Origin of the sequence: Anaerozeibacter quisquiliarum, assembly GCF_051162045.1 — a bacterium.
Lineage (GTDB): Bacteria > Bacillota > Clostridia > Christensenellales > Aristaeellaceae > Anaerozeibacter > Anaerozeibacter quisquiliarum.
In genome coordinates this window covers 52,036-77,689 of sequence record NZ_JBISDI010000010.1, presented here as the reverse complement: position 1 = coordinate 77,689, position 25,654 = coordinate 52,036, and the positions used below count along the sequence as shown (strand labels likewise).

21 protein-coding genes are annotated in these 25,654 nt (G+C 64.8%); 9 read left to right on the top strand and 12 right to left on the bottom strand.

Going from position 1 to position 25,654, the window contains the following annotated elements; all coding sequences use genetic code 11:
• Positions 1–49: 49 nt before the first annotated feature.
• The 10 genes from asnS to ACH6CV_RS06135 all read right to left on the bottom strand — a co-directional run bounded on the left by asnS (position 50) and on the right by ACH6CV_RS06135 (position 12,709).
• Entirely contained in the window at positions 50–1,447 is a 1,398-nt protein-coding gene (gene asnS, locus ACH6CV_RS06180) for an asparagine--tRNA ligase (RefSeq protein ID WP_456357304.1), read from the bottom strand.
• An 84-nt stretch (positions 1,448–1,531) separates the two neighbouring features.
• Positions 1,532–3,166 carry a DNA polymerase III subunit gamma/tau gene (gene dnaX / locus ACH6CV_RS06175; protein ID WP_456357303.1) on the bottom strand — a complete coding sequence of 545 codons (1,635 nt, stop codon included), beginning with the start codon at positions 3,164–3,166 and terminating at the stop codon, positions 1,532–1,534.
• A 3-nt stretch (positions 3,167–3,169) separates the two neighbouring features.
• The gene (locus ACH6CV_RS06170) at positions 3,170–3,682 is read right to left on the bottom strand and encodes a peptidylprolyl isomerase (protein WP_456357302.1); all 513 of its coding nucleotides are present in this window, start codon (positions 3,680–3,682) and stop codon (positions 3,170–3,172) included.
• Between the two features lie 177 nt (positions 3,683–3,859).
• A complete protein-coding gene (locus ACH6CV_RS06165) occupies positions 3,860–4,495 on the bottom strand; it encodes a peptidylprolyl isomerase (protein WP_456357301.1) in 636 nt (211 codons plus the stop codon).
• Positions 4,492–5,925: a coproporphyrinogen dehydrogenase HemZ gene (hemZ, locus tag ACH6CV_RS06160; RefSeq protein WP_456357300.1), complete on the bottom strand. Its 1,434-nt coding sequence runs from the start codon at positions 5,923–5,925 to the stop codon at positions 4,492–4,494. Before hemZ ends, ACH6CV_RS06165 begins: the two co-directional genes overlap by 4 nt.
• Positions 5,922–6,539 carry an MBL fold metallo-hydrolase gene (locus ACH6CV_RS06155; RefSeq protein ID WP_456357299.1) on the bottom strand — a complete coding sequence of 206 codons (618 nt, stop codon included), beginning with the start codon at positions 6,537–6,539 and terminating at the stop codon, positions 5,922–5,924. The genes hemZ and ACH6CV_RS06155 overlap by 4 nt, the downstream gene beginning before the upstream one ends.
• A gap of 1 nt (position 6,540) precedes the next feature.
• Positions 6,541–6,990 (bottom strand): D-aminoacyl-tRNA deacylase, encoded by a 450-nt coding sequence (gene dtd / locus ACH6CV_RS06150; protein ID WP_456357298.1) that lies wholly within the window; start codon positions 6,988–6,990, stop codon positions 6,541–6,543.
• A gap of 14 nt (positions 6,991–7,004) precedes the next feature.
• Entirely contained in the window at positions 7,005–9,209 is a 2,205-nt protein-coding gene (locus tag ACH6CV_RS06145; protein WP_456357333.1) for a RelA/SpoT family protein, read from the bottom strand.
• Positions 9,210–9,253: 44 nt separating this feature from the next.
• Complete coding sequence (recJ, locus tag ACH6CV_RS06140; protein ID WP_456357297.1) at positions 9,254–11,641, bottom strand: single-stranded-DNA-specific exonuclease RecJ; 2,388 nt, start codon at positions 11,639–11,641, stop codon at positions 9,254–9,256.
• Positions 11,642–11,686: 45 nt separating this feature from the next.
• Positions 11,687–12,709, bottom strand: coding sequence for a hypothetical protein (locus ACH6CV_RS06135; RefSeq protein WP_456357296.1), 1,023 nt, complete (start codon positions 12,707–12,709; stop codon positions 11,687–11,689).
• Between the two features lie 144 nt (positions 12,710–12,853).
• On the opposite strand from ACH6CV_RS06135, the gene ACH6CV_RS06130 reads away from it, so the two are divergent.
• A complete protein-coding gene (locus tag ACH6CV_RS06130; RefSeq protein ID WP_456357295.1) occupies positions 12,854–13,627 on the top strand; it encodes a hypothetical protein in 774 nt (257 codons plus the stop codon).
• 193 nt (positions 13,628–13,820) lie between these two features.
• Positions 13,821–13,991 (top strand): hypothetical protein, encoded by a 171-nt coding sequence (locus ACH6CV_RS06125; RefSeq protein WP_456357294.1) that lies wholly within the window; start codon positions 13,821–13,823, stop codon positions 13,989–13,991.
• Between the two features lie 305 nt (positions 13,992–14,296).
• Here ACH6CV_RS06125 and ACH6CV_RS06120 read toward each other — a convergent pair whose 3' ends face one another.
• Positions 14,297–14,890: a TetR/AcrR family transcriptional regulator gene (locus ACH6CV_RS06120; RefSeq protein ID WP_456357293.1), complete on the bottom strand. Its 594-nt coding sequence runs from the start codon at positions 14,888–14,890 to the stop codon at positions 14,297–14,299.
• 226 nt (positions 14,891–15,116) lie between these two features.
• On the opposite strand from ACH6CV_RS06120, the gene ACH6CV_RS06115 reads away from it, so the two are divergent.
• The 7 genes from ACH6CV_RS06115 (at position 15,117) to ACH6CV_RS06085 (ending at position 24,032) form a co-directional block, all read left to right on the top strand.
• Positions 15,117–17,081, top strand: a complete 1,965-nt coding sequence (locus tag ACH6CV_RS06115; protein ID WP_456357292.1) for a methyl-accepting chemotaxis protein — start codon at positions 15,117–15,119, stop codon at positions 17,079–17,081.
• A 290-nt stretch (positions 17,082–17,371) separates the two neighbouring features.
• Positions 17,372–18,148, top strand: a complete 777-nt coding sequence (locus ACH6CV_RS06110) for an SDR family oxidoreductase (RefSeq protein WP_456357291.1) — start codon at positions 17,372–17,374, stop codon at positions 18,146–18,148.
• A 17-nt stretch (positions 18,149–18,165) separates the two neighbouring features.
• Positions 18,166–19,293 (top strand): ROK family transcriptional regulator, encoded by a 1,128-nt coding sequence (locus ACH6CV_RS06105; protein WP_456357290.1) that lies wholly within the window; start codon positions 18,166–18,168, stop codon positions 19,291–19,293.
• Positions 19,294–19,481: 188 nt separating this feature from the next.
• A complete protein-coding gene (locus ACH6CV_RS06100) occupies positions 19,482–20,825 on the top strand; it encodes an extracellular solute-binding protein (protein WP_456357289.1) in 1,344 nt (447 codons plus the stop codon).
• A gap of 222 nt (positions 20,826–21,047) precedes the next feature.
• Positions 21,048–21,971, top strand: coding sequence for a carbohydrate ABC transporter permease (locus ACH6CV_RS06095; protein ID WP_456357288.1), 924 nt, complete (start codon positions 21,048–21,050; stop codon positions 21,969–21,971).
• Between the two features lie 138 nt (positions 21,972–22,109).
• Entirely contained in the window at positions 22,110–22,985 is an 876-nt protein-coding gene (locus ACH6CV_RS06090; protein WP_456357287.1) for a carbohydrate ABC transporter permease, read from the top strand.
• A 21-nt stretch (positions 22,986–23,006) separates the two neighbouring features.
• Positions 23,007–24,032 (top strand): zinc-dependent alcohol dehydrogenase family protein, encoded by a 1,026-nt coding sequence (locus ACH6CV_RS06085; RefSeq protein ID WP_456357286.1) that lies wholly within the window; start codon positions 23,007–23,009, stop codon positions 24,030–24,032.
• Positions 24,033–24,125: 93 nt separating this feature from the next.
• On the opposite strand, the gene ACH6CV_RS06080 is transcribed toward ACH6CV_RS06085, so the two are convergent.
• Complete coding sequence (locus ACH6CV_RS06080) at positions 24,126–25,637, bottom strand: peptidoglycan-binding domain-containing protein (RefSeq protein ID WP_456357285.1); 1,512 nt, start codon at positions 25,635–25,637, stop codon at positions 24,126–24,128.
• Positions 25,638–25,654 lie beyond the last annotated feature (17 nt).

The following is a 25,654-nucleotide window of genomic DNA, read 5'->3' as shown; positions in this document are numbered from 1 at the left end:
TTAACGACAGGAGGGCTGCGAACTGTCGGTTATGCGGCTGTGGTCTCCCCTAAAAATCTGCGCTGCGCGTGGTGCGCGGGAAAGGCAGCACGTCGCGGATGTTGGCAATACCGGTCAGGTACATGATCAGCCGCTCGAAGCCCATGCCGAAGCCGGCGTGCGGACAGGAGCCGTACTTGCGCAGGTCGAGGTACCACCAGTAGCTCTCGGGCTCCATGCCCATCTCCCGGATGCGCGCTTCCAGCACGTCCAGCCGGTCTTCCCTCTGGCTGCCGCCGCACAGCTCGCCCACGCCGGGCACCAGCAGGTCGGCCGCGGCCACGGTCTTGCCGTCGTCGTTCAGGCGCATGTAGAACGCCTTGATCGCCTTGGGATAGTCGGTTACGAACACCGGCCGGCCAAAGTGCTGCTCGCTCAGATAGCGCTCGTGCTCGGTCTGCAAATCGCAGCCCCAGCTGACCGGATACTCGAACGCCACGCCCGAAGCCTTGAGGATTTCAATGGCATCGGTGTAACCGACGCGCGCGAACTCGGCGTCGCGCACCTGCGTCAGCCGCTCGATCAGGCCCTTGTCGACAAAGCCGTTCAGGAACTTCATCTCCTCGGGGGCCTCGCAAAGCACGGCGTCGATCAGGTACTTGACCAGGTCCTCCTGCAGATCCATGTCCTCCTTGAGCGTGGCGAAGGCCATCTCGGGCTCCATCATCCAGAACTCGGCGGCATGGCGCGCGGTGTAGCTGTTCTCGGCGCGGAACGTGGGCCCGAAGGTGTACACATTGCGGAACGCCAGCGCCAGCGCCTCGGCGTTGAGCTGGCCCGACACCGTCAGCGCCACGCGCTTGCCGAAGAAGTCGGCGTCGTAATCGACCTCTCCGTCCGCTGTCTTGGGCACCTTGTCGAGGTCGAGCGTGGTGACCGAGAACATCTCGCCCGCGCCCTCGCAGTCGGAGCCGGTCAGGATCGGGGTGTGGGCATAGACGAAGCCGCGCTCGTGCATGAAGCGGTGAATCGCCTGCGCCGCGATCGAGCGTATGCGGAACGCGCACTGGAACAGGTTGGCGCGCGGGCGCAGGTGCTGGATCGTGCGCAGGTACTCGAGCGTGTGGCGCTTCTTTTGCAGCGGGTAGTCGCTGGGACTTACGCCGATCAGCGTAAGCTCCGTCGCCTTGAGCTCGAACGGCTGGGGCATGTCGGGCGTCGCGATCAGCGTACCGGAAACGCCGATCGCCGCGCCCACGCCCACCTCGCGCAGCAGCTCGCGGTAGCCGGGCAAAGCTACTTCCTCGAGTACGATCTGCAAATTCCTGAAGCAGCTGCCGTCGTTGAGCTCGATGAACGCGAAATTCTTGCTTTCGCGCGCGGTGCGCACCCAGCCCTTCACGGTCACGCCCGGCAGATCGCCGGTCGGCACTTCGCGGTACAGATCGCGTACGAGGACATCGGCCATGGATAACAACTCCTTCTCAACGGTAATTGCTATAGTATACGCCGGGGTTACGCGCGCTGTAAAGCACATTCGCGTTACGTAGCGCTATTCGTCATCCAGAATGACGAGGTTCTCCCGGCCGAACAGGTCGGCGAAGTGCCGGAGGTTTTCCCTGCCCTGCGGCGGTACGACCGGCGGTTGGGCGCCCGACGCGCGGTCGCCCTCGACGGTCACCTTGAGCGCCATCGGCCGGCCGAAGGCTTCGCTCAGCGCCTGCTCGATCGGCGCGCGCATCGCGTCCTTGTCGAGTATGGCGCGGTACATCTTGCGCGTGCGCGGCAGCTCCAGCACGGCCGCGTCGCCTTCTAGGCCCTTGAACGCCGCCTCGCGGATCAGCGGGAAGCTGGCCTTGGCGCGCTCCTCCACCAATGAGCGCGCCGCGGTCCACTGCGCCGCGCCCTCGGCCTCGGGGACGGCGGTCACAGCCTTCGCCGCCGGTTCGGGCGCGCGCGCAGGCTTCGGTTTTTCCTTGGGCTTGGGCGCGTCCGGCGCAGGTTCGCGCGCCGGTTGGGCTTGCGCCTGCATCCCGCTCGCCAGCGCGGCTTCCAGCTTGGCGATCCGCTCGATCAGCGCCGTATCCCCTGGTTCGCGCTCGGGGTGGCAGGCGCGCACGGCGCACAGCTCCAGCACGCTCCGGGGCTGCGCCGCCCACTTCATGTCGCTCTCGGCGTCCATGAACAGCCGCATCATCCGCATCAACGCCTCGCGGGGCGGCTCCTTCGCCTGCTCGCGGTAGCGCACCGCGTCCTCCTCGGCCAACTCCAGCAGCTCGGCCAGCTCCGCTTTGACGATCTGCGCAAGCAGCAGCGCGCGCATGTGCGCGACTACCTCGCGCGCGAACACCGCCGGGTCGCGCCCGTCGGCGATCAGCCGGTCGATCAGCAGCAGCGCGCGCGCCGCGTCGCCTCGGGTCAGCGCGCCCGCGAAGTCGAACAGGAACGTGCGGTCGGACGCGCCCAGCACGCCCCGCACCAGTTCTGCGGTCACCTTGCCCGCGCCGTAGGACAGGCACATGTCCAGCAGCGACAGCGCGTCGCGCATGCCGCCCTCGGCGGCGCGCGCGATGTCGGCAAGCGCCGCCTCTTCCGCCTCGGCCCCGGCGGCATCGGCCACCGTGCGCAGCCGTCCGACGATCAGCCTGGCCGGAATGCGCTTAAAGTCGTAGCGCTGGCAGCGCGACAGGACCGTGGCGGGCAGTTTTTGAGGCTCGGTGGTCGCCAGGATGAATACCGCGTGTTCGGGCGGCTCCTCGAGCGTCTTGAGCAGCGCGTTGAACGCGCCGGTCGAGAGCATATGCACCTCGTCGATGATGTACACCTTGTAGCGGCCCACGCTCGGCGGGTAGACCACCTTTTCACGGAGCGCGCGGATCTCGTCGACGCCGTTGTTCGAAGCGGCGTCGATCTCAACCACGTCCATGTTGTTCTCTTTTGATAGTTCCGCGCAGGCCTCGCACGCGCCGCAGGCCTCGCCGCCCGCAGGGCTCGCGCAGTTGATCGCGCGCGCGAACACCTTGGCGGTCGTGGTCTTGCCGGTGCCGCGGCTGCCGCAGAACAGGTAGGCATGCGCCACGCGTCCGGTCTCGATCTGGCGGATCAGCGTGGTGACGATGGGCTCCTGGCCCACCACGTCGGCAAAGCGCCCGGGCCTCCAGGCGCGGTACAACGCCTGATACGCCATGGCCTACACCTTTTTCACCGGGTAGGTCTTGCCGAAGGTATCAACGGTCACCTTCTTCATGCGCTGCTCGGCCTTCGGGCGGTCCTGCGCGCCGGTCGGGGTATGCGCGATGCGGTCGACCGCCTCCATCCCCGAGGTGACCTGACCGAACGCGGCGTAGGCCCCGTCCAGGTGGGGGCTGTCGCCGTGCATGATGAAGAACTGACTGCCCGCCGAGTCGGGCATCATGCTGCGCGCCATCGACAGCACGCCGCGCGCGTGCTTGAGCGCGTTGGGGAAGCCGTTTTGACGGAACTCGCCCGCGATCGAGTAGCCCGGCCCGCCCATGCCGGTGCCGGTCGGGTCGCCGCCCTGGATCATGAAGCCGGGGATCACGCGGTGGAAGATCAGCCCGTCGTAGAAGCCCTGCTGAATCAGGCTGACGAAGTTGGCGACCGAGTTGGGCGCGATCTCGGGGAACAGCTCGGCCTTAATCACATCGCCGCACGCCATTTCGATGGTCACGATGGGGTTCATATAAGATGCCCTCCTTATGATGGCAGTGGCCTGGCGACCACAGCATTCGTGAAAGATTGCGAGAAATCTGTTCGTCCGGCAAGGAGCCGAGGCGCAGGCGTAGCGGCGCTGCGTCAAGCAGAAGGCGACGCGGCCGGGCGGAAAAAGATCCGCAGGAATCCGCGGCTGCCGCGGTCGTCAGGCCACTTCTTCATTCTTCACCACGGTGTACTTGTAGCCCTTCGTATCCACGGTCATCTTCGCGATCTTGTACTCCACGAGCGGCTTGTCGAGCGGGTCGGTCTGCGTGTTCGCGATCATGTCGAGCGTGGCGTAACTGTCGTCGCCGACCAGCTTGCCGAACGCCGCGTAGTCGCCGTCGAGCTTGGTATAGTCGCCGTGCATGATAAAGAACTGGCTGCCCGCCGAATTGGGGTCGGTCGCGCGCGCCATCGACACCACGCCCCGCGTGTGGCTCAGGTCGTTGCCTTCAAAACCGTTGTTCTTGAACTCGCCCTTGATCGTATAGTCGGGCCCGCCGGTGCCGTTGCCCAGCGGATCGCCGCCCTGGATCATGAACGTGCTGATTACCCGGTGGAAGGTCAGGTCGTTGTAGAAGCCCTGCTCGATCAGGTTCACGAAGTTGGCCACCGTGTTGGGTGCGATCTCGGGGTAGAGCACCATGCGCATCACATGTCCGTCCTTGAGTTCGAGGGTCACCTCGGGGTACGGAATCTCATCGGCCTTCTTGGTCGGCTGGCTGCCGCAGCCGCCGAGCGAGAGCACCGTCATGAGCAAAAGTCCCAAGGCCACCCATCGTTTCATCTCCGTCATCTTTGTTCTCCTCCTTCAATCAGCCGTCGTTTGCGCTCGAGCATTTCATCGACGCGCGCAATGTAGTGTTCGACGTTCTTCACGTTGGGCGCGCGCTCGATGCGCCTTTCTCGCGGAAACAGCCACTTGGTGATCGCGCCCGCGCCGAGCGCCAGGATGGGCGCGGTCTCCTCCATGATGTCGATGTTGTAGACGCACGCGCGGCCCTCAAGCGCGTAGCCTACGTTTTCGAGGTTGCCCGCCATGTACTTTTGGCGGTACAGGTAATAGGGCCGATACCCCGCAGCACCCAACCGCGCGCGCGCCAGTTCCACCATCCGCGCGGCCTCCCCCGCCTCCGGCTGCACCCATGCCTGCTCGTGCAGTCGGCTGGCCCGCTTGATCGAAAGCGCATGCACGGTGACGCTGTGCGGCATGAGGGCGATCACCCGGCCCACCGTCGCCTCGAAGTCGGCCGTGGATTCGCCCGGCAGCGCCGCGATCAGGTCCATGTTGACCTCAAAGCCCATCTCGCGCGCCAGTTCATAGGCCTTAAGCGTGTCGGCGCTCGTATGCGCGCGCCCGATGCGCCTGAGCGTCTCGTCGCTGAACGTCTGCGGGTTGACGCTCACGCGCTCGACGCCCCGGTCGCGCATGACCGTAAGCTTCGCCCGGTCGATCGTGTCGGGCCGGCCGGCTTCCACGGTCCACTCGCGCGCGCCCGGGAACAGCGCCTGCGCTTTTTCGAGTACCCTGTCCAGCTGTTCCGCCGTCAGCGCGGTCGGCGTGCCGCCGCCGAGGTAGCAGGCCCGTGCGCACAGCCCGGCCCCTTGCACAATGCGCCGCGCGCCCTCCATCTCGCGCAACAGCGCCGCCAAATAGGGCTCGACCAGCCGTCCGTCGCCCAGCGTGTCCGAGGCGAATGAACAATAGGCGCAGCGCGTCACGCAAAAGGGGATGCCGATATACAGGTCGTACTCGTCCATCTCGCGTTCGATGAGGCCCCGCTGCATCGCCAGGATGTCGGTGAGCAGCCGCGCGCGCGCGGGCTCGACGTAGAAGGTGTCGATCAAAAAGCGTTCGGCCTCGGCCTCGTTCATCCCGGCCGCGCGGGCTTCGTAGAGCAGGCGCGTCGGGCGGATGCCGGTCAGCGAGCCCCAGGGCGGCGCCGCGCCGGTCAACTGCTTAAGCAGCAGAAACAGCCCGGTCTTGAGCGCGCGCTTGTAGGCGCGCTTTCCCTCGAGGCCTCCGGCGACCGCGTCGGCCTCGTGCGTCAGCGTACGCCCGTCGAAGGTCCAGGTCTCGCGCCAGCGGCCGCCGATCTGTTCGTGCCGGTGCGCGAGCGGGCGCGTCCCCTCGGTCAGGCTGATTTGCGCATCCGGCCGGAACAGCCGCACGACTTCGCAGATGTCGCCGTACAGCTCGGGCGCGTCGGTGGTCAAATGGATCACGCCCAGGCCTCCGCAATCTCGCCGAGGCCCGCCGGCGATCCGTGCCCCGCGTAGACGGTCGCGGCGTCCGGCATCCTGAACAGCCGGTCCAGCGAAGCGATCATCGCCGCCTCGTCGCCGCCGGGCAGGTCGAGCCGGCCGTAGCCGCGCTCGAACAGCGTGTCGCCGGTAAACAGCGCGCAGGTTTGTTCGTGCCACAGGCACAGCCCGCCGGGCGTGTGCCCGGGCGTCCCGAGCACTTCGAACGCCATGCCGGCCAGGGTGATCGGCCCCTCTTCGAGCAGCCGGTCGGCGCGGCAGGGCTCAAACGTCAATTGCGACGAGCGCGCGTCGTAGCAGTTCAGCGCCGGGTCGAGCAGGTAATCCGCGTCGCCCGCCCCGATCAGCACCTCGGCCCCGGTCGCCTTGCGCAGCCGCCCGGCGGCCAGGATGTGGTCGAAGTGGCCATGCGTCAGCAGGATATGTTTCAGACGCTTGCCGCTGGCTTCAACCGCTTGCAAGAGCTCGGGCAGCGCGTCGCCCGCATCGATCAGCAGCGCCTCTTCGCCTTGCTTTTCATAGACGAGGTAGGCGTTGGCCGCGTACATTCCGCAGCGTATGCGGCGTATCTCCATCTCAAAACCCCTTTCGGCTGTCGAGCAGCAGCGTGACCGGGCCGTCATTGAGCAAACTGACCTCCATGTCCGCTCCAAACCTGCCGGTCTCGACCCGGATGCCGCGCGCGCGGAGGTTGTCGGCCATCTCGCCCAGCATGGGCTCCGCGGCCTCGGGCCGCGCGGCGCGCGAAAAGCTGGGCCTGCGCCCGTGGCGCGCGTCGCCGAGCAGCGTGAACTGCGACACCAGCAGAATCGACCCGCGAACGTCCTCGATCGAACGGTTCATCTTGCCCGCCTCGTCCTCGAAGATGCGCAGCCCAAAAATCTTGTCCTCGACGTATTTGCGATCGGCCTCGGTATCCCCTTCCTCCGAGCCCACCAGCGCCAGATACCCCGGCCCGATGCGGCCCACGACTTCGCCGCCTACCGACACGCTTGCGTGCTTCACCCGCTGTATCACCGCGCGCATCTTGCCCCTCCTACTTACGCGCTCACGCGGAACACCTCGATGATGTCGGCGCGCTTGAGCAGTTGTTTGATGATCTTCTCGAGCTGCTGGGTGTTCTTGCAGCCCAGCGTCACGTTGATGATGGTGTTGCCGTTCTTGTCGACGCGCGCGGTCAGCGCCACGATCGCCATCTCCATCTTGGCAAACATCGCCGAGATGTCGGCCAAGAGGCCCATGCGGTCGTACGCCACAATCTGGATATCGGCGTTGTAGGCCCCGGAGCTGCCGTCCTCCCAGCTGACCTTAATCAGCCGCTCGGGCTGGGCGTCGAACTCCTTGCGGTTGACGCAGTCGGCGCGGTGCACCGATACGCCGCGCCCGCGCGTGACGTAGCCGATGATCTCGTCGCCCGGCAGCGGCGTGCAGCACCGGGCAAAGCGCACCAGCATGCCGGGGTCGCCCTCCACCATGATGCCGTGCGAGGAGCTCTGCCTGCGCAGCGCGGCGTCGCGCACCTTGCCGGCCTGCTCGGGCGTCGCCGCCTTGGGCTCGGGGGCGGCGTCCAGCTTGTTGGCCTTCTTGTAGATCTCGACCAGCCGGTTGAGCACCTGCACCGCCGACAGCCCGCCAAAACCCACGGTGACGTAGAGATCGTCGAGCGAGGACAGCGTGTAGCGCCGGTAGACCGGCTCCAGGTATTCGGACCGGCTCAGCTGCGGCCACTGGCAGCCCATGCGCTTGCATTCCTTCTCGAGGATGTCGCGCCCCTTTTGCAGGTTTTCGTCCTTGAACGCATGCTTGAACCAGGCGCGGATCTTGCTCTTGGCCTCGCTGGTCTTGACGATCTTGAGCCAGTCGCGCGAGGGCCCGTGCGACGCGGACGAGGTCATGATTTCGACGAAGTCGCCGGAATTGAGTTCCGTTTCCAGCGGCACGATCCGCCCGTTGACCTTTGCGCCGACGCACTTGTGCCCGATCTCGGTGTGAATGCGGTAGGCGAAGTCGAGCGGGGTCGCGCCGCGCGAGAGCGCGATCACATCGCCGCGCGGGGTGAACACGAACACCTCGTCGGAGAACAGATCCACCTTGAGCGCATCCATGAACTCGCCCGGATCGCGCGTCTCGTTCTGCCAGTCGAGGATTTGCCTGAGCCAATACAGCTTGCTGTCCAGCTGGTCGCCCTGCTTGCCCTCCTTGTAGCGCCAATGCGCCGCGATGCCGAACTCGGCGGTTCTGTGCATGTCGCGGGTGCGGATCTGCACCTCGAACGACAGCCCGCCCATGCCCACCACCGTCGTGTGCAGCGACTGGTACATATTGGGCTTGGGCATCGAGATGTAGTCCTTGAACCGGAAGGGTACCTGCGTCCACAGCGTATGCACCACGCCCAGCGCCGCGTAGCAGTCGGGGATGGTGTCCACGATGATGCGCACCGCGATCAGGTCGAAGATCTGGTCGAAGCTCTTGTTCTGCTGACGCATCTTGCGGTAGATCGAGTAGAAATGCTTGGGCCGGCCGTCGATGTCGGCCTCGATCTTCTGCTCGGCGAGCTTTTCTTTGAGCACGGCGATGACGCCTTGGATATTCTGCTCGCGCGCCTCGCGCTTCATGCCGATCTTTTGCACCAGGTCGTAGTAGCCCTCGGGATCGATGTAGCGCAGCGCCAAATCTTCCAATTCCCACTTGAGCTTGGACATGCCCAGCCGGTGCGCCAGCGGCGAATACACGTCCAGCGTCTCGCGCGCAATCGCCACCTGCCGCTCGGGCTTTTGAAATTTCAGCGTGCGCATGTTGTGCAGCCGGTCGGCCAGCTTGATGAGCACCACGCGGATGTCCTTGGCCATGGCCAGAAACATCTTGCGCAGCGACTCGGCCTGCTGTTCCTCGCGCGAGGACAGGTCGAGCCGCGACAGCTTGGTCACGCCGTCGACCAGCTGCGCCACCTCCGCGCCGAATTCCTTCTCGATCAGCCCGAGGTCGATGTCCTCGCAATCCTCGACGCAATCGTGCAGCAAGCCCGCCGCGATCGTCGGGGCATCCATCATCAGGTCGGCCAGGATGTCGGCCACGCGGTAAGGGTGGGTGAAGTAGGGCTTGCCCGACTTGCGCATTTGCCCCTCGTGGGCGCGGTGCGCGAACGCGTACGCCCGCTCGATCAGTCCAAGATCGTCGCCCGGGTGATAGCGCCCGACCTTGGCGAGCAGCGCGCTCAGCTGCGGGTCCTGATCCTCGAGGCGCAAGGCCTCCTGGTCTTCGATTTTCAACGGATCGTACCGCTCGTCCGTCACGCCCCGACACCTCCCCACGCCCGAAGTTTTTTTAGCAACCGAAATACCGCCGAATCGTCCGGCTCGGCCTTGGCGAACGGGCGCAGCGTCAGCGCGCGCTCGCCCCAGTGAAAATCAATCAGATCCATCTCCCGGAGCGCATACAGCCCGGCGTGAGCCGCGGCCGGCGTAAGATGCGACAGCTCGGAAAGCTCCCGCGCCGCCACCTGCGGATGTTTGGGCGCATAAGGCCGCCGCAGCAAGGCGCGCACCGCTCGGTACAAGTCCCGCAGCATGTCGCGGTCGGGCAGTTCCCGCACCCACTGGGCGCAGACTTTCACTCCGTCTAATGCCGTCAGCTGGTGTTTTGTGCCGGCGAAGCCTCCCGCCAGCAAGCCGGCCGGCGCGCCCAGTACCGCCAGGCGCTCGTAGCCGCGCGCAGCGTCGCCCTCAGGCAGAACGGCCAACGCGTTGAAGCACCGCGCGTCGTCCGGCCAGCGCCCGACGCAAACATCGAGCCGCCCGTCCATCCCGCGCGCAGAAAGTTCGTTAAGCAGCGCCCGCGCGCCTGCGAAGTCGGCCGCGGCCACCAGCGTGCCGCGCGGCGACGCGGCCAGCAGGCCGCACAGCGCCTCGACGCCGATCGGCTCGGCCATAGGCAGCGCGAGGGTTTCCCGCTTATTATAAAGCCGCTGTGTTAAAAACGCATGGAGCAACCGTTCTTCTTCGGCACCTTCGTCGAGCGCGCGCGCAAGCGGCGGCGCGCCGATCGCCTTGACCTCCAGCTGCAGCGATACGCGGTTCATCCAGGCATTCGCGCGGGGCACGTACAGCACCGGACGCGCCAATGCGGACAATTCCCCGCGCAGCGCGCCCGCGCCGAACCATATGCCCTTGATTCGCTCGCCGCCCTGCGCAAGCGTCAGCTGCAAATGCGCGCCGTCCCGGCCGACCGCGCGCGCCTCGACGGGCGCGGCGTGCGTAAGGAACACCGGCGCGGGGTTGCCGCAGCCGGTCGGCTCGAGCAGCTCGAGCTGATCGACCAACTCAAGGCTCAGTTCTTCGAGGGGCAATTCGAGGTCGTACTCGGCGGACGGGACGAACGCGCCGGGGTCGGTGCGCTCGGCAATGACGCGGCCCAGCTCCGCGCGGAATGCCTCGATCCGGCCCCGCTCGATCGTCAGCCCCGCCGCCTGCCGATGCCCGCCGTAGCGCGCAAGCAGCCGCTCCAGCGCCTGTAAGCAGCAAAATATGTCCACGTCCGGGATGCTGCGGCAGGAGCCGGTCAGCACCTCGCCCGCGCCGGCCAGCAGCACGGTCGGCAGATGATAGCGCTCGACCAGCCGCGACGCGGCGAGGCCGATCACGCCCGGATTCCAATCGTCGCCGGAGAGCACGATCACGCGGCTGCGCGCCAGGTCGTAGGTTTTCAGCTGCTCCTCGGCGTCCGACAGAATGGTGCGTTCGAGCGCGCGACGGGCGGAATTCTCGCGGTCGAGTTCCTCGGCCAGCGGATGCGCCGCCTCAGGCGTGGGCGCCGCCAACAGGTCGAGCGCGCGCCGCGCGCTGCCCACCCGCCCGCTGGCGTTGAGCCGCGGCCCCAATTGAAACGCCAGCTTGCCCGCGCCGAGCGTGCCGGGCGCAATCCCGCTGACCGCCATCAACTGGGCGATGCCCGGCCGGGGATGTTCGTTCATTGCCTTGATGCCCAGCGCCGCGATCGCGCGATTCTCGCCGGTCAGGCTGACCACGTCGGCGACGGTCGCCAGCGCGGCCAGATCGATGAAGCCGCGCGCCAGATCGGCATCGAGCGCCGAAGCCAGCTTGAACGCCACGCCCGCGCCGCACAGCGCCCGGTTTGCATAGCCGCCGAGCAGCGGATTGACGACCGGACAGTCGGGCGGTTGTTCGCCCGGCCTGTGATGATCGGTCACCACGACGTCGAGTTTCAGATCGCGGGCGAGCGCGACCAGCGCATGGGCGTTCACACCGCAGTCCACCGTAATCAGCAACTGCGCCCTGCCCGCCACCTCGCGGATACCGGCCTCGTTGAGCCCGTAACCCTCTCCATGGCGCGAGGGGATGTGGCAGAACACGTCGATGCCAAGCGCGCGAAATACCCCGGAGAGCAGCGCGGCGGCCGACACCCCGTCCACGTCGTAGTCGCCCCACACGCACACGGTCTCGCCCGCCTCTTTCGCGCGCCAAATGCGCCGAACCGCCTCGGCCATGCCGCTCAGGCCCATCGGGTCGAGCAGGTCGTCCTCGGAGGGATGCAAAAACGCGCGCGCCTCGGCCTCGCTTTGAACGCCCCGCGCGGCCAGCAGCCGCCACAGCGGCTCGGACATGTCGTAAGGGCGCGCCCAGCGCGGCTCGCCTTGCGCCCGGCAACGAATGTTCAGCATGCTTCCTTCGTACTCCCGAAAAAGATATGCCCTATTATACCATGTTCATCGCGCCGCGTCACGCGAAATGATTCGGCGGTATCGGTGCAGCGCCGCCGCGAGGATCGCCAGCGAGGAGGCGAGGATGAGCGCGGTCTCGAACGCGCCCAGCGGCCAGTTGGGCGGAGCCGCGCGCGGCAGCAGCAACTGCAAACAGGTGAACAGCGCCGACAGCGCGGCGTGCATGAGCTTGCCGAGCGCTAGCCGCGCCTTCGGAACGAATGGCAGCCGCGCGGCGTTCTGCGCCATCACCGACAGGCCCGTGAGTCCGCAGGCGGCCGAGACGGCAATCAGCCGCGCGTCGCGGTCCGCAATCGAGCGGGCCAGCTGCGCGCAGCCGCCGGTCACCTCGAGCGGCACAATGAAGAGGCCCCCCGCTCCCGGCAGCGCCAGCGAAATCAGCCGCGCGGCCACGGCAAAGCCCACCATGTAGCCCGCGACCGTCAGCATATCGACGACCGCCGCCCTGACCGGCTGCGCGCGCGGCTGGACCGGCGCGTCGGTTAGGGTGACCGGCGTCCGGTCGTCCGCCCAGGCCCGCCTGAGCAGCAGCCCGGCGCACAGCGTCGACATCAGCTGCGCGCGCAGCAGAACGTAGCCCGCCGCGGGCGAGCCCAGCATCTGCGTGCCCACCGCGCCCACCAGGAAGCCGGGGCTGAGCGACGCGCACAAGAGCGAAGCGCGGCTGAGCTGGCCGCGCGTCATGCCCCGCGCCGTCCTCGACAGCGCAATCGCGCCCGCCGGGCTGCCCGCCATCTGTGCCACCAGCACCGCGCCCGCCGCCTGGCCCGGACAGCCGAACAGCGCCTCGGTCGCGCGCCCCAGCATAAGCTCGTACACGCGGCAGGCCTCGGGCGTGGTGAGCGCGCTCAGCACGAGGAAGAACGGCAGCAGCGCCGGCACGAAGGCGCGCGCCCACAGCTCGACGGCCGCGCGCGCCGCCTCCGCCGCCTCCGCCGGATACGCAAGCAGCATGACCATCGCCAGCAGCCCCAAATTCAGCGCCGCGCGCGCGCGTAGCTTGTCCACGGACGGCACCCCCCTTCGCGGTGAATCTATGCCTGTACCCATCGCAAAATGCGGACAATTGCCGGTTGACCAGACAAACAAACGCGCGTATAATAATGGCAATGATGAGTGGCCGAAAGGCCGAGAAGAGAGGAAGCGTCGACCGTGGCAAAGAAAAAACCGGTTCCCGCAAAGTCGCATCAGTACGTCAAGCGCCAAAAGAAGTTCATCGAGATGCCCATGGATAAGTTCTGGAAGATCGTCGCCTCAGTGGCGGCGGTCATCGTGGCCATCGTGCTGTTCTTCGTGCTGCGCAGCGCCTTTGACGGCCACCTGAACGTGGTGGACGGCGTGGTTCAAACTTCGGGCGACAACTGGATCGTCGCCAACACCGGCACCGCTCAGAAGCCCCGTTACTTCAAGGTCGGCGAGGCCGGCGAAGTCGCGGGATTTGCGCGCAGCCTGGACGAAAACGCCGCCGTCGATAAGAATGTCAGGGCGTACACCTACAAGCCCGACGACGCCGCAAGCCCGGTCAAGGTGACCGTCATGGCCGGAGCCGACGCCTACGACAAGCTGCCCGCCACCTTGCAAAGAAACTTCGCCCAATTCATGCCGGGCGCGACGATGAGCGAGGTTTCGCAGGACGATGTGGCCGGCAAGCGCGCGCGCAGCTTCAGTTATACCTTCAGCTACCCCACCCCCGATCTCACCGCCGAAGCCACCCCCGAGCCTGACGCCGAGACCGAGCCCGGCGCTACGCCCAAGCCGCAATCCATGACCTACACCAAGGCGGCGTACGCCTTCCTCGCGGCGAGCCACGGCCGCTCGGTCATGCTGTCCGCCACCGCCAGCGACACCGACGAAGCGAAACTGCCGGGCGAGGACGTGCTCAGGGACGCGATCGCCCGCGTGGCCGCGCAGACGACGATCGAATAGACAAGCATGCCAAACGGGGGCTGCGGCGCTGTGACGCCGCAGCCCCCGTTTCATTTGACGCCACATCGGCTCGCCTCCCCGCAACGGCGCGAGTTTCGGGGTATTGCAACTTTTTCCACAATCTTGTCAATCAGGGCGCATGGTGCGACGATCATCGGCCCATGCTATGGGTATCAAGGAGGTGCAACCCATCATGAAGAAAAAACCCACCGACCGCAAGCGTCCGGACGTACCCCGCTTTGACGAATCGCCGGTGGCGTCCGCCACCGAATGCACCGGCCTGATGCCCGCGCTGCCCGAGGGCGCGCAGAGCCAGGCCAACCTCGCCAACCTCTATTCGGTACACAGGGAGAAGCGGCAATAGCTTACACAGCCATCTACCGACGTGCCATAATGGGTGGGATATGCCCCAGCCCATCGCGTTGTTTGCGAGGAATCCACCATCGTCATGGTGGCGCGGTCAAGGGGCGGGCGAATGAGCGATTGTACATAAGGTCGCTTTCAACGGATGATTTTCAGCAAACGACGCCGCTCAGCTGAAGCCATTGGCTGACGGCCAAGAGAGAATCTTCGTCCGCCTCGACGGCATGGAGGCCGAGATCGACGCGCATCATGAAGAAATATCGGGTGCTTCGACAACCTGGACGCCCTCAGCGCATCCGCGCTATTTTAACGCCTCATGCGCTCCAGCACGTCCAGCACGACGCCCAAGGCTGCGTCGTCTGTCAGAAACGTGCCGTGGGTGGCGCATTGCTGGTAGACCATGCCCTGTATCTGGCAAATGACGAATGAGCGTACCTGTTCGGGCGTATATCCTCCCTGAAACTCGCCCCGCTTGAACCCCTCCTCCACGATCTTCTGGATGATGACGGGCGTGGCTTCCTGCTCCCGCCGCACCCATTTCTCAGCGTTCTCGATCTGCGCCTGCGCGTAGGGCCGCAGGATGTCGGGAATCCGGGTGCGGATGTAGTGTGTTTCCTCTTCGATGTACAGCTTGAGCGCGTCCACCGCGTGCATGGCCGACAGTCGTCCGCGGTACAGCGCGCATAACTGTTCGTTCGTCCGATAGTATCGGTCGGCCAGCAAGTCGCTCTTGGACGAAAAATAATGATAGAACGCGCCGGGCGAAATGTTTGCGCGCTCACAGATGTCCCGGATGCGAATGCGCTCAAACGGCTTCTCCGTCACCAGGTCGTTCATCGCCTCGTAAATCGCGGCCTTGGTTTCTTGCGCCTGCTGCTGGCGTTTGTTCAGTCGCTCCATATGCCACCTCTGAAAATCGCTCCATTTACACTTTAATACATTTATGCCTTTTCGGCAAGCCATTCCTTTTCGATGTAGCCATATGGTTATTTTTTGTTCTTCCCTGTTTCGCGCTTCAAAAGAGATCGAATATTGTCGATATAGTCCTTGGATGCAGTTGATACTGGTGTACCTGTTTTTCGCGCGGGCCGACCGACACGGAAGATAAAGGGAGGAATACTCAACCATGATTAAGAAGGCAAAACTAGGCACAAAGCTCACCTTGATCGTCGTGCTGATTACCAGCCTGGTGCTGGCGGCTGTACTGGGCTATCAGGCACTCACTGGGCGAACGCGCGACATCGCGAACGCTTACGCCGATGCCCGTTCGCTCGCGGAAGCGAACGCGGCCTTCGTCAAGAACGAATTGGAGACGGCACTGGACACGACGCGGACGCTGGCGTCGGCGCTCAGCGCGTATGAACGGATGCCGCTCGAAGGCCGGCGCGAGACGCTGTCCGCGGTGATCCGGCAGGTCGCCGAGGACAACGCGTTCCTCCTGGGCGCGTGGGCTTGCTTCGAGCCGAACGCGCTCGACGGCCGGGACGCGGAGTTTGCGAACACCCCGGGCAGCGACAAGAGCGGTCGCTTCATCCCCAGCTGGGTCCGGGGCCAATCGGGGGCAACCCTCTCCGCGCTGGTCGGCTACGATGTGCCCGGCGAAGGCGACTACTACCAATTGGCGCTGCGTTCGGGCGAGGATACGGTGCTCGAGCCGTATGCGTACGAAACAAACGGCAAGTCGGTGCTGCTGACCAGCTTCTCCGTCCCGATCCGCAACGCTTCCGGCAAGGTGGTGGGCGTGACGGGCATCGACATCTCGCTCGACGCGCTCAACCGTCTGAATCTGAATAAGGGCGCTTACAAAACCGCCAGCATCGGCGTGCTGACAAACGGCGGCGTCTATGTGGCGCATCCCAAGCCCGAAGCCGTGGGCACCCCCCTGTCCGCGCACGAGGACGAAGCGGTTCGCAAGCCGATGATGGACGCCATCCATGCCGGTTCCATCTATATAGTCGAGGCGTTCTCCGACGTGACCCAAGAGGTCACGCTCAAGGTGCTCTCGCCCATCACGCTTGGCAATACCGGCACGCCCTGGTCGGTCATGCAGTCCGTCTTGATGAGCGAGGTGCTGGAAGAATCGAACCGCAACATCGTGATCTCGGTCGCCGCGCTGGTGGTGGGGCTGCTGGTCATCGTGCTGGCCGTCGCCATCGCCGTCAAGCGAATCGTCACCCTGCCCGTGCGGGCCGCCACCGAGAAGGCTGGGGAATTCGCCGTCGGCGACTTCTCAAGCTCGATATCCGAGGCGTTCATGGGGCGCGGCGATGAAGTCGGCGATCTAGCCAGGGCCAACGATACGCTGTTCCGTCAGATGAACGACCTACTGCAAAACCTCAAGGGCGCGGCCGACCAGGTAGGCGCGGGCGCGCGGCAGATTTCGGATTCGAGCACCGCGCTCGCGCAGGGCGCAACCGAGCAGGCGAGTTCCGTCGAGGAACTAAGCGCCTCGATGGAGCAGATCGCCGCCCAGACCCAGGTCAACACAGAAAACGCCAAAAAGGCCAACGAGCTGTCCGAGCAGGCCAAGCGCGACGCCGAGCAGGGCAACGAGCAGATGAAGCGGCTGCTGGGCGCGATGGACGACATCAACCGGTCGTCGGGCAACATCTCGGGCATCATCAAGGTGATCGACGACATCGCGTTCCAGACGAACATCCTGGCGCTGAACGCCGCGGTCGAAGCCGCGCGCGCGGGCGAGCACGGCAAGGGCTTTGCCGTGGTGGCCGGCGAGGTGCGCAGCTTGGCCGCCAAGTCGGCGGAGGCCGCCAAGGAGACGGCCAGCCTGATCGAGGAATCGATCGCGAAGGTCACCGGCGGCAGCAAGATCGCGAGCGAGACGGCGGAGGCGCTGCGCGCGATCGTTACGGAAGTGGACAACGCCACGCGGCTGATGAACGGCATCTACACGGCGTCGGTCGAGCAGGCGAGCGGCATCGCGCAGGTCAACCAGGGCATCATGCAGGTGTCGCAGGTGGTGCAGGCCAACTCCGCCACCGCCGAGGAATCCGCCGCCGCCAGCGAGGAACTCAACGGCCAGGCCGATCTGCTGGTCCGGCAGGCCAACCAGTTCAAGCTCAGGAAGGCCTAGGTATACGCTAATTGATTCGGGCGCCTCATGACGAGGGAATTTCCGTCCGATTGCTTTGCAAAACGCTTGACGTAGCGGCGCTACGTCAAGCGTTTTGCAAAAACAATCGGGCGGAAAAGCACCCGCCATGAGGCGTCAGCATAGATCCGCGGCTGCCTGGGCGGATGGGCGCAAAAAAACCCGCGCGCGGCCCTTGCAGGTTTGTAAAGATCGTGCTATAATGGCGCCGACACCTTATATGAAGGCGTTTATAAAAGACTGTCAAACCACAACGCGAAGGAGGTACCCGCATGGGCATCATCGAGAAAATGAGGTTGGACGGCAAGAAGGCGTTTGTGACGGGCGGAGCGCGCGGCATCGGCAAGTCGGTGGCGACCGCGCTGGCGGAGGCGGGCGCGGACATCGCCATTGTAGACGTGGACATCGAGGAGGGGCTGCGCACCGCCGAATGGATGGCCGCGGAAACGGGCCGCGACGTGTTCGCCGTTAAGACCGACGTGACCGACCCTGACGATGTGAACCGCATGGTCGAGCAGGTGCTCGCGCGCTTCGGTCGGATCGACGTGGCCTTCTGCAACGCGGGCATCTGCATCAACGTGCCCGCCGAGGAAATGAGCTACGAGCAGTGGCGCAAGGTGATCGACGTCGATTTGACCGGCGTGTTCTTGTGCGCGCAGGCGGCGGGCAAGGTGATGCTGAAGCAGGGTTCGGGCTCGATCATCAATACCGCTTCGATGTCGGGCCACATCGTCAACGTGCCCCAGCCCCAGTGCGCCTACAACGCCGCCAAGGCGGGCGTCATGCAGCTCACCAAGTCGATGGCCGTCGAATGGGCCAAGCGCGGTGTGCGCGTCAACAGCATCAGCCCCGGCTACATCGGCACCGAGCTGATCCTGTCAAACCCCAAGCTGACAGAGCTGATCGACGCCTGGAACGCGATCGCGCCCATGGGGCGGCTGGGTCGGCCCGACGAGTTGCAGGCCATCGTCGTGTACCTGGCAGGCGACACCAGCTCGTTTACCACCGGCTCCGACTTTGTGATCGACGGCGCGTTTACATGTTTTTAGAGTAGGAGCGTATGCGCATGGCGACGGGCCTGGGCGGCCGCGACATTCGGCTGTACAACAAGAACCGGGTGCTCAAGTACATCTACCGCTCGGGCGGCACCACCAAGCAGCATCTGGTGGAGGCGCTCGGCATGAGCTTGCCCACGGTACTGCAGAACATTAAGGAACTGCTGGCCGAGGAATTGATCTGCGAGCTCGGGCAGATGGAATCGACGGGCGGGCGCAAGGCCATGGTCATCGCGCCGGTGGCCGGCGTCCGGCTGTCGGTGGGCGCGGACGTACGCAAGAGCCACGTACAGTTAACGATGATCGATCTGACGGGCGCGGTGATCCACAGCCGACAGATGAGCATGCCCTACCGCAACATCCCCGCGTACTACGCCTGGCTGGGCGAGACGATCCACGACTTCCTGCGCGAGGCGGACGCGGACGAGGCCAAGGTGCTGGGCGTGGGCTTCTCGATCCCGGGCATCATCGAGGGCGACATGATTACCGACTCACACGCGCTGGGCATACGCGCCGTGCCCACGCGCGCCTTTTGCGAACACGTACGCCTGTCGGCCAGCTTCATCAACGACGCCAACGCCGCGGCGCTGGCTGAGATCCACGCCGAGGACAGCCTCGACACCTTTGCCTACCTGTCGCTCAACGACTGCGTGGGCGGCTCGATCGTGCTTAAGCGGCGCATGTACATGGGTGATAACTGTCGCGCGGGCGAGTTCGGGCACATGCGGCTGATGCCGATGGGTCGGGCGTGCTACTGCGGCATGGAGGGCTGCGTGGACGCGTTCTGCGCCGCGCCCGTACTGGCCGAGCATGCCTCCGGCAACCTGGACGCCTTCTTCTCGATGCTTGGGCAGGGCGATGCCGAGTGCGCCATTCTGTGGAACAACTACCTGGATGCGCTGGCCATATCGGTCAACAACCTGCGCATGGCGTTCGACTGCCCGATCGTGCTGGGCGGCGAGGCGGGCGGTTACCTGACCGATTTCCTGGATGCCATCCGGCTGCGCGCCGGGCGCATCAACACCTTCGGGCGCGACGGCAGTTATCTGCACACCTGCAAATGCCGCCGTCACGCCTCCGCGCTGGGCGCGGCGCTCACCCATGTGGACCGCTTCTTTATGGTCGACCGCACGATGTAAAATTCGTCCGGTTCCTCGATTTCGTTACATATTTCACATTGCCCAAAATATTGTTTTTGCTATTGACAACTTAGCCGCGTCGTGTATAATACAGAAATAGAAAGGTCTTTATAAATGTTGCTCACCCCCGGTGCGTTTCTTGCGGCGGATGCCGTAGCGATAATCATTCTATCAAGGAGGGTACAAACATGAGGAGAACGCTGTCTTTGGTCCTGGCCCTGATGTTGCTGGTCGTGGCCCCGTCCGCGCTGGCGCAGGAGAAAGTCACCTTGAACATCGGCTTGGCGAACAACCCCTATTCGCAGGGGCTGTACGCCATCGTGCAGAAGTACTTCAAGGACGCCGGCTACAACTTCGACGTGAACATCTCCGTGATTCCCGAGGAGGATCTGCGCTCGGCGCAGACGCTGGACGCCACGACCGACGGCGTGACCTACGACATGTTCTACGTGGGGCCCTATGAGGGCATGTGCTGGGGCCAGTACGGCTGGCTGGAGGACCTGGCGCCCTACTTCGCGGGCATGTCCGAGGAGCAAAAAGCCTGGTACGACATCGACGACGTGTTCTCGGCCATGATGAAGTCGGTCACCGACGTGGACGGCCACATGTGGGCCGTGCCCTTCTACGGTGAGTCCTCGTTCATCATGTACAACAAGGAGCTGTTTGAGAAGGCGGGCGTGACCATGCCCGAGAATCCCACCTGGGATCAGATCTACGACCTGGCCAAGGCGGTCAAGGGCCTGGGCGACGGCTACACCGGCATCGTAATGCGCTCGGACGTGGGCTGGGGCAACCTGGGCGCGCCGCTGGGCGCCATGCAGAACGCCTTTGGCGCGCAGTACTACGACATGGAGTGGAATGCCAAAATCGACACGCCCGAGATGCGCAACTGCTGGACGATGTACAAAAAGCTGCTCACCGAGTGCGGTCCGTCCAACCTCACCGGCAACTCCTACAACGAGTGCGTGAACCTGTTCCTCGAGGGCAACGTGGGCATCTACTATGACGCCACGTCGCTGTGCGGCAACTTTGAGTCCGACGAGTCCCCGATCAAGGGCAAGGTAGGCTACGCCCAGGCCCCGACCCAGGTTCCGGGCGGCCAGTCCGGCTGGCTGTGGAACTGGGCGATGGCGATCAACCCGCAGACCACGCACAAGAAGGAAGTGTTCGACTTCATCCTGTGGTGCACCTCGAAGGACTTCATCGACCTGAGCCTTACCTACATGCCCGACGGCTCGGTGACGCCGCCGGCGTCGCGCTACTCCACCTACGAGAAGGACGTCATCAAGGCGCTGCCCTACGCCCAGGCCACGCTGAACGCGCTCGCGCCGCTCGACTTCACGAAGCCCGCCGTCAACCCGGTGCCTTACGTGGGCCTGCAGTACATGGCCATCGTCGAGTTCCAGGAGGCGGCCACCCAGATGACGCAGTGGGTGCTCGAGTACCTGGCGGGCGGCATCGAACTGGACGAGGCCATCTCGCGCACGCAGCAGCTGTTCGAGCAGGTTTCGGTCGAAGGCGGATACAAGTAACGCTCACCACGCGCGGTCGGCTTCGGCCGCCACGCGTAAGCTGGGAATCGGCAAAGCGGACCCGCTGTGATTGAACATGGCGGGCCCCGGCCCTCCAAACCTCCCTGGGGGGAGGGACCCCATTGCCCTACGGGTGGGCGGGCAAGCCCCGTCCACCCGTAGGGCATCCGGCGAGGCCGGGATGTTACACATCCCGGCGGGACGAGAAAGGCAGGTGGACAGATGAGCCAATCCCCCGCGCGCGGCGATGCTCGTCCGGACCCGCGCAAGCGCCGCTATACCGACAAGTACTTTGCGCTGCCCGCGGTCGTCTGGATCGCCATCACCACGCAGATCCCCTTTATCGCGACCGTGGTGTTTTCCATGGTACACTGGAATCTGGTACGCCCGGACCAGGGCGTCAAATTTGCAAAACTCGAAAACTATGCCTACTATTTCTGGGGCTACGGCAGCGCCGAGTTCTGGGCGATCACCGGTCAGACGCTGCTGCTTGTCGTGATCGCGCTGGCCGGCTGCACGATCTTCGGTTTTCTGCTGTCGCTGCTGCTCGACCATCAGCTGCCCGGCATCAACGTAGTGCGCACGCTGATCCTCGGGCCGTTCTTTGTCATGTCCACCACCACCGGCGTCATCTGGAAGGTGACGATCCTCAACATGACCTTCGGCTGGTACGCGCTGATTTCAGGCGCGCTGGGCCTGCCGCTCGTCGACTTTCTGAGCCACCACTCGCTATCGCTGATCGCGTTTCTGTTTATCTGGCAGTGGATGCCTTTCTTTGTGCTGATAATCTTGGGCGGGCTCCAATCGCTGCCGGGCGAGGTGCTCGAGAGCGCCAACATCGACGGCGCGAACTGGTTTGTGACCACCTTCAACATCAAGCTGCCCATGATCATGAACCACATGCAGACCGCGATCATGCTGGGGCTGATCTTCCTGATTAAGGAGTTCGGCCTGATCCTGGTCACCACGGCGGGCGGGCCGGGCAAGAGCTCCTACTCGCTGGCCTACTACATCTACGACATCGTGTTCACCTCCAAGCGCGTGGGTCGCGCCGCGACCATTTCCGTGCTCACGGTGCTGATCGTGACCTTTGCGGTGAACGCGCTGTCCAAGGCGATCAAGCGCCGCAGCGAGATGCTCAGTTAATCATACCAATGAAGGACAATCATGCGTCCAAAGCGGCGAGGGTTTTTTCGCCATGCAAGGAGCCGGAGCGAAAAAAGATCCGGCACGACGACGGATTCATGTTCGGAATTGGTATCAGTCGCGAAAGGAGGGCACGCGATGACTGTGCCACAAATCAGCGCCCGGGAGGCCGCGCGACGCAGGCTGTCGCGCAGGCGGATCTGTAAAAACGCAGGCTTGACCGCGGTCGCCTACGTCATCGGGTTTTTGTACTTCTTCCCCATTCTCTACATGTTTCTGACCGGCATGAAGACCGAAATCCAGGCCATCCACCCGAGGCTGTTCTTTACGCCCACGTTTGAAACCTACAAAAAGATCTTCGCCGACTCGAACATGTACCGTTACCTGAACAATTCGCTGTTCCAGGTGGTGGCTTCGACCGTGCTGTGCATGCTGATCGGCGTGCCGGCCGCGTTCGCGGTGCAGTTCGGCCGGTTCAAGCGGCGCGGCACCAACAGTAAGCTCCACCTGTGGTTCATCACCACGATCCTGCTGCCGCCGGTCGCGATCCTGGTGCCGCTGTATTTGCTGTACAACGCGGTCGGGCTGATGAAGAGCAACATCGGCCTCTTGATCCTGTACGTGGGCTTCCACACGCCGCTGGTGATCTGGATGGTGCACTCGTTCCTGGCCGACATCCCCGGCTCGCTGATCGAGGCGTCGGAGATCGACGGCTGCACACGCCTGCAGCAGATCGGGCACGTGGTGCTGCCGCTGGCGCGTATGGGCATCTTCAGCGCGGGCCTGCTGGTGGCGGTGTTCGTATGGAACGAGTTCTTCTTGGCCTACACGCTGACGACCAACCAGACCGCCACCTTGCCGGTGTACATGTCGCGCTTCCGCGAGCAGCAGGGCCAGTTCACCGCACAGCTGTCAGCCTCGTCCACGCTGTGCGTGCTGCCGGCCATCCTGCTGGGCTGGATGACGCAGAAGTCGCTGGTCAAGGGCCTTACGATGGGCGCGGTGAAGGGTTAATACTTGAAAGAGGGTTGTTCTATGAAGGCTGCTGTCTACTACGGAAAAAACGACGTGCGCGTAACGGACGTACCCATGCCCGAATGCGGCGCGCGCGACGTGCGCATCAAGATCCGGTATTGCGGCGTGTGCGGCACTGACCTGCACATCTACCACGGCGACGGCGGGGCCGCGCCGGTGCCCGAGGGCACGGTCATCGGCCACGAGTTTTCGGGCGTGGTGGACGCGGTGGGCGCGCAGGTAACCGCGTTTGTCCCCGGCGACCGCGTGTCGGCCGACCCCAACGACGTGTGCGGCGAGTGCTACTTCTGCAAGAACGGCAAGGCGCATTTCTGCACACACATGAAGGGCTACGGCACCAGCTACCCGGGCGGGTTCGCGGAATACGTCGTGGTGCCGGAAAAGCAGGTGTACCATTTGCCCGATTCGCTGGGCTTTGAGGCCGGCTCGCAGTGCGAGACGCTGTCCTGCTGCGTCAACGGCATCGACCTTTCGCGCATCCGCGCGGGCGCCAACGTACTGGTGATCGGCGCGGGTCCGATCGGGCTTATGATGCTGCAGCTGGCGCGCATGAGCGGCGCGGGCAAGATCATCGTGAGCGAGCTGGTGGCGGAAAAGCGCGCGCTGGCGCTAAAGCTCGGGGCCGACCTCGTGATCGACCCGGCGGCGCAGGACCTGCGCACGGCGCTTGGCGAGGCGTGCGAGAACGTGGACTGCGTGATCGAGGCGGCGGGCACGCCCTTCACGCAGAAGCAGGCGATCGAGTGCGCGGGCAAGACCGCGACGGTGCTGCTGTTCGGGCTGGTCGCGCCCGAGACCGAGATCCCGCTCAAGACGTTTGAGGTGTTTAACCGCGAGCTTACGATCACCTCGTCGTTCATCAACCCCTACACCTTCGCGCGCGCGGTGCGCCTGCTGGCGCAGCGGCGCGTGGTCATGGACGACATCATCACCGACGTGGTGCCGCTCAGCGAGATCGGACAGGTCTTTACCGACGTCAGCTATAGGAAGCGCGGGAAGATATTGATTCGGATGGGCGAATCGTAGGACGGATACGGGCCGGAGCGTTTTATGAAGCGGGGCTGTAGCGCCTTTTATTGGCGATACAGCCCTCGCATATTCAGCAAACGCCGGCTGCGCCTATCCCTCCAGGCGCACCGACAGCTGCGCGCCGCCGTCCTCGGCTTGCCAGGTGTAGCGCACGTCGCCGTCCAGGCAAGTGCCTATGCCGCTTTCCAGCAGCGCGTCCTTGTACGCGCCGATCTCCCTGAGCATCAGCTTGCCCTCGGCCACCGAATTTGCCGCGCCGACGCCGGTCAGCGTCGATATGAACGCGTTCAACACCGAGGTTTCGGCCTCGGCAAAGCCGTCCAGCCTGCCGGTCACCGTGATCGTCAGGATGCCGCCCTCGTCGTTCAGCTCCAGCGTGATGTCCGCGTGTTGGTCGATCACCGCGCTCACCGAGCCGCCGCCCGAGGGCGCTTCCACGGCCAGCTGCGCCTGAGCGCCGCCCACCTGCTCGGCGGCGTTGAACAGCAATAGGAACGTACCGAGATCGGCGATCTTATCCGGCCGGGTCAGCCGCCGCATCTCGTCGTAGACCCTTTGCGTGACCACGCCGGTTTGAGGCATGTCCTGCGCCGCCTCGAACGCCTTGACCGCGCGCTCGGTGCCCTCGCCGTAGCGCCCGTCGGCTCCGCCTTCCAGGAACCCCAGCGCGATCAGCCGCGATTGGATGTCCTTGACCTGGTCGCCCTTGCTGGCCAACTGCGCCAGCACCCGACCGGGGTCGGACGGCGGCTGCGCATCGATTCCGCCGCCGGCCTGCGCGTCGGCTGCCAGCCGCCTGCGCACGTATTCGGTCACCTGTCCGGTGATCGTCATCGCGCGGTCGGACTGGTAGGTCTTGAGCGCGTCCTGCGTCGCCTGGCCGAACAGGCCGTCGTTGCCGCCGCTGAGATAACCCAGCGCGATCAGGTAACCCTGCACTTCCTTGACCAGGTCGCCCTTGCTGCCTACCTGCGCGACGACCTCGACGTCGTCGGCGACGATGTCCGGCTGCGCCTCAGGCGCCTGTTCGGGCGTGGGGTCGGGCGTCGGCACCGGCGTGGCGGTCGGATCGATCGGCATGCCCATCGAATGCGCGTCCTCTCCCCTGCCGGCCGCAGCCTCAATCGGTTCTCCCTCCACGTCGCCCGGCTCATCGGCTTCGGGCGCATCGGAATCGGGCGCGGCCGTGTCGGCTTGCTCGTCGACCAGCACGTCCTCGCCCACCTTGAGGAAGGTCAGCGTGTACGCGCCGCCGCCCTCGTCTCGGTAAATCGCGCTGACCGGCTGCTCCTGCCTGCCCGACAGCGTGACGCTGGTGGTCACCGTCAGCCGATCCCATTCGCGCGCGTACGTCCAGTCGAACCAGCCCCAATTGGGCTCGCCCGGCAGCCGATCGAGAATGCTCAGCTTGGTCAGCTCGCACAGCTTGTTCGACACCTCGAACGACACGGTGTGGTTGCGCGCGATGGCGGCTTCCGCCTCGGCGACGATCTGCTTGAGCTCGGAAAGCGGCAGGTGCTCAAAGTCAACATCCTGCGCAAACGCCGTCAGCGGGGAAAGCGCGATCAGCGCCGCGCCCAGCAATGCCGCACTTCTTTTCATGGAAAAATTCCTCCTCA

What these genes read in the sequence shown, in the direction of transcription:
- asnS (WP_456357304.1), bottom strand. Translation starts at nt 1,447, where the DNA reads ATGGCCGATGTCCTCGTACGCGATCTGTACCGCGAAGTGCCGACCGGC.
- dnaX (WP_456357303.1), bottom strand. Translation starts at nt 3,166, where the DNA reads ATGGCGTATCAGGCGTTGTACCGCGCCTGGAGGCCCGGGCGCTTTGCC.
- ACH6CV_RS06170 (WP_456357302.1), bottom strand. Translation starts at nt 3,682, where the DNA reads ATGAACCCCATCGTGACCATCGAAATGGCGTGCGGCGATGTGATTAAG.
- ACH6CV_RS06165 (WP_456357301.1), bottom strand. Translation starts at nt 4,495, where the DNA reads ATGACGGAGATGAAACGATGGGTGGCCTTGGGACTTTTGCTCATGACG.
- ACH6CV_RS06155 (WP_456357299.1), bottom strand. Translation starts at nt 6,539, where the DNA reads ATGGAGATACGCCGCATACGCTGCGGAATGTACGCGGCCAACGCCTAC.
- dtd (WP_456357298.1), bottom strand. Translation starts at nt 6,990, where the DNA reads ATGCGCGCGGTGATACAGCGGGTGAAGCACGCAAGCGTGTCGGTAGGC.
- recJ (WP_456357297.1), bottom strand. Translation starts at nt 11,641, where the DNA reads ATGCTGAACATTCGTTGCCGGGCGCAAGGCGAGCCGCGCTGGGCGCGC.
- ACH6CV_RS06125 (WP_456357294.1), top strand. Translation starts at nt 13,821, where the DNA reads ATGAAGAAAAAACCCACCGACCGCAAGCGTCCGGACGTACCCCGCTTT.
- ACH6CV_RS06120 (WP_456357293.1), bottom strand. Translation starts at nt 14,890, where the DNA reads ATGGAGCGACTGAACAAACGCCAGCAGCAGGCGCAAGAAACCAAGGCC.
- ACH6CV_RS06115 (WP_456357292.1), top strand. Translation starts at nt 15,117, where the DNA reads ATGATTAAGAAGGCAAAACTAGGCACAAAGCTCACCTTGATCGTCGTG.
- ACH6CV_RS06110 (WP_456357291.1), top strand. Translation starts at nt 17,372, where the DNA reads ATGGGCATCATCGAGAAAATGAGGTTGGACGGCAAGAAGGCGTTTGTG.
- ACH6CV_RS06105 (WP_456357290.1), top strand. Translation starts at nt 18,166, where the DNA reads ATGGCGACGGGCCTGGGCGGCCGCGACATTCGGCTGTACAACAAGAAC.
- ACH6CV_RS06100 (WP_456357289.1), top strand. Translation starts at nt 19,482, where the DNA reads ATGAGGAGAACGCTGTCTTTGGTCCTGGCCCTGATGTTGCTGGTCGTG.
- ACH6CV_RS06095 (WP_456357288.1), top strand. Translation starts at nt 21,048, where the DNA reads ATGAGCCAATCCCCCGCGCGCGGCGATGCTCGTCCGGACCCGCGCAAG.
- ACH6CV_RS06090 (WP_456357287.1), top strand. Translation starts at nt 22,110, where the DNA reads ATGACTGTGCCACAAATCAGCGCCCGGGAGGCCGCGCGACGCAGGCTG.
- ACH6CV_RS06085 (WP_456357286.1), top strand. Translation starts at nt 23,007, where the DNA reads ATGAAGGCTGCTGTCTACTACGGAAAAAACGACGTGCGCGTAACGGAC.
- ACH6CV_RS06080 (WP_456357285.1), bottom strand. Translation starts at nt 25,637, where the DNA reads ATGAAAAGAAGTGCGGCATTGCTGGGCGCGGCGCTGATCGCGCTTTCC.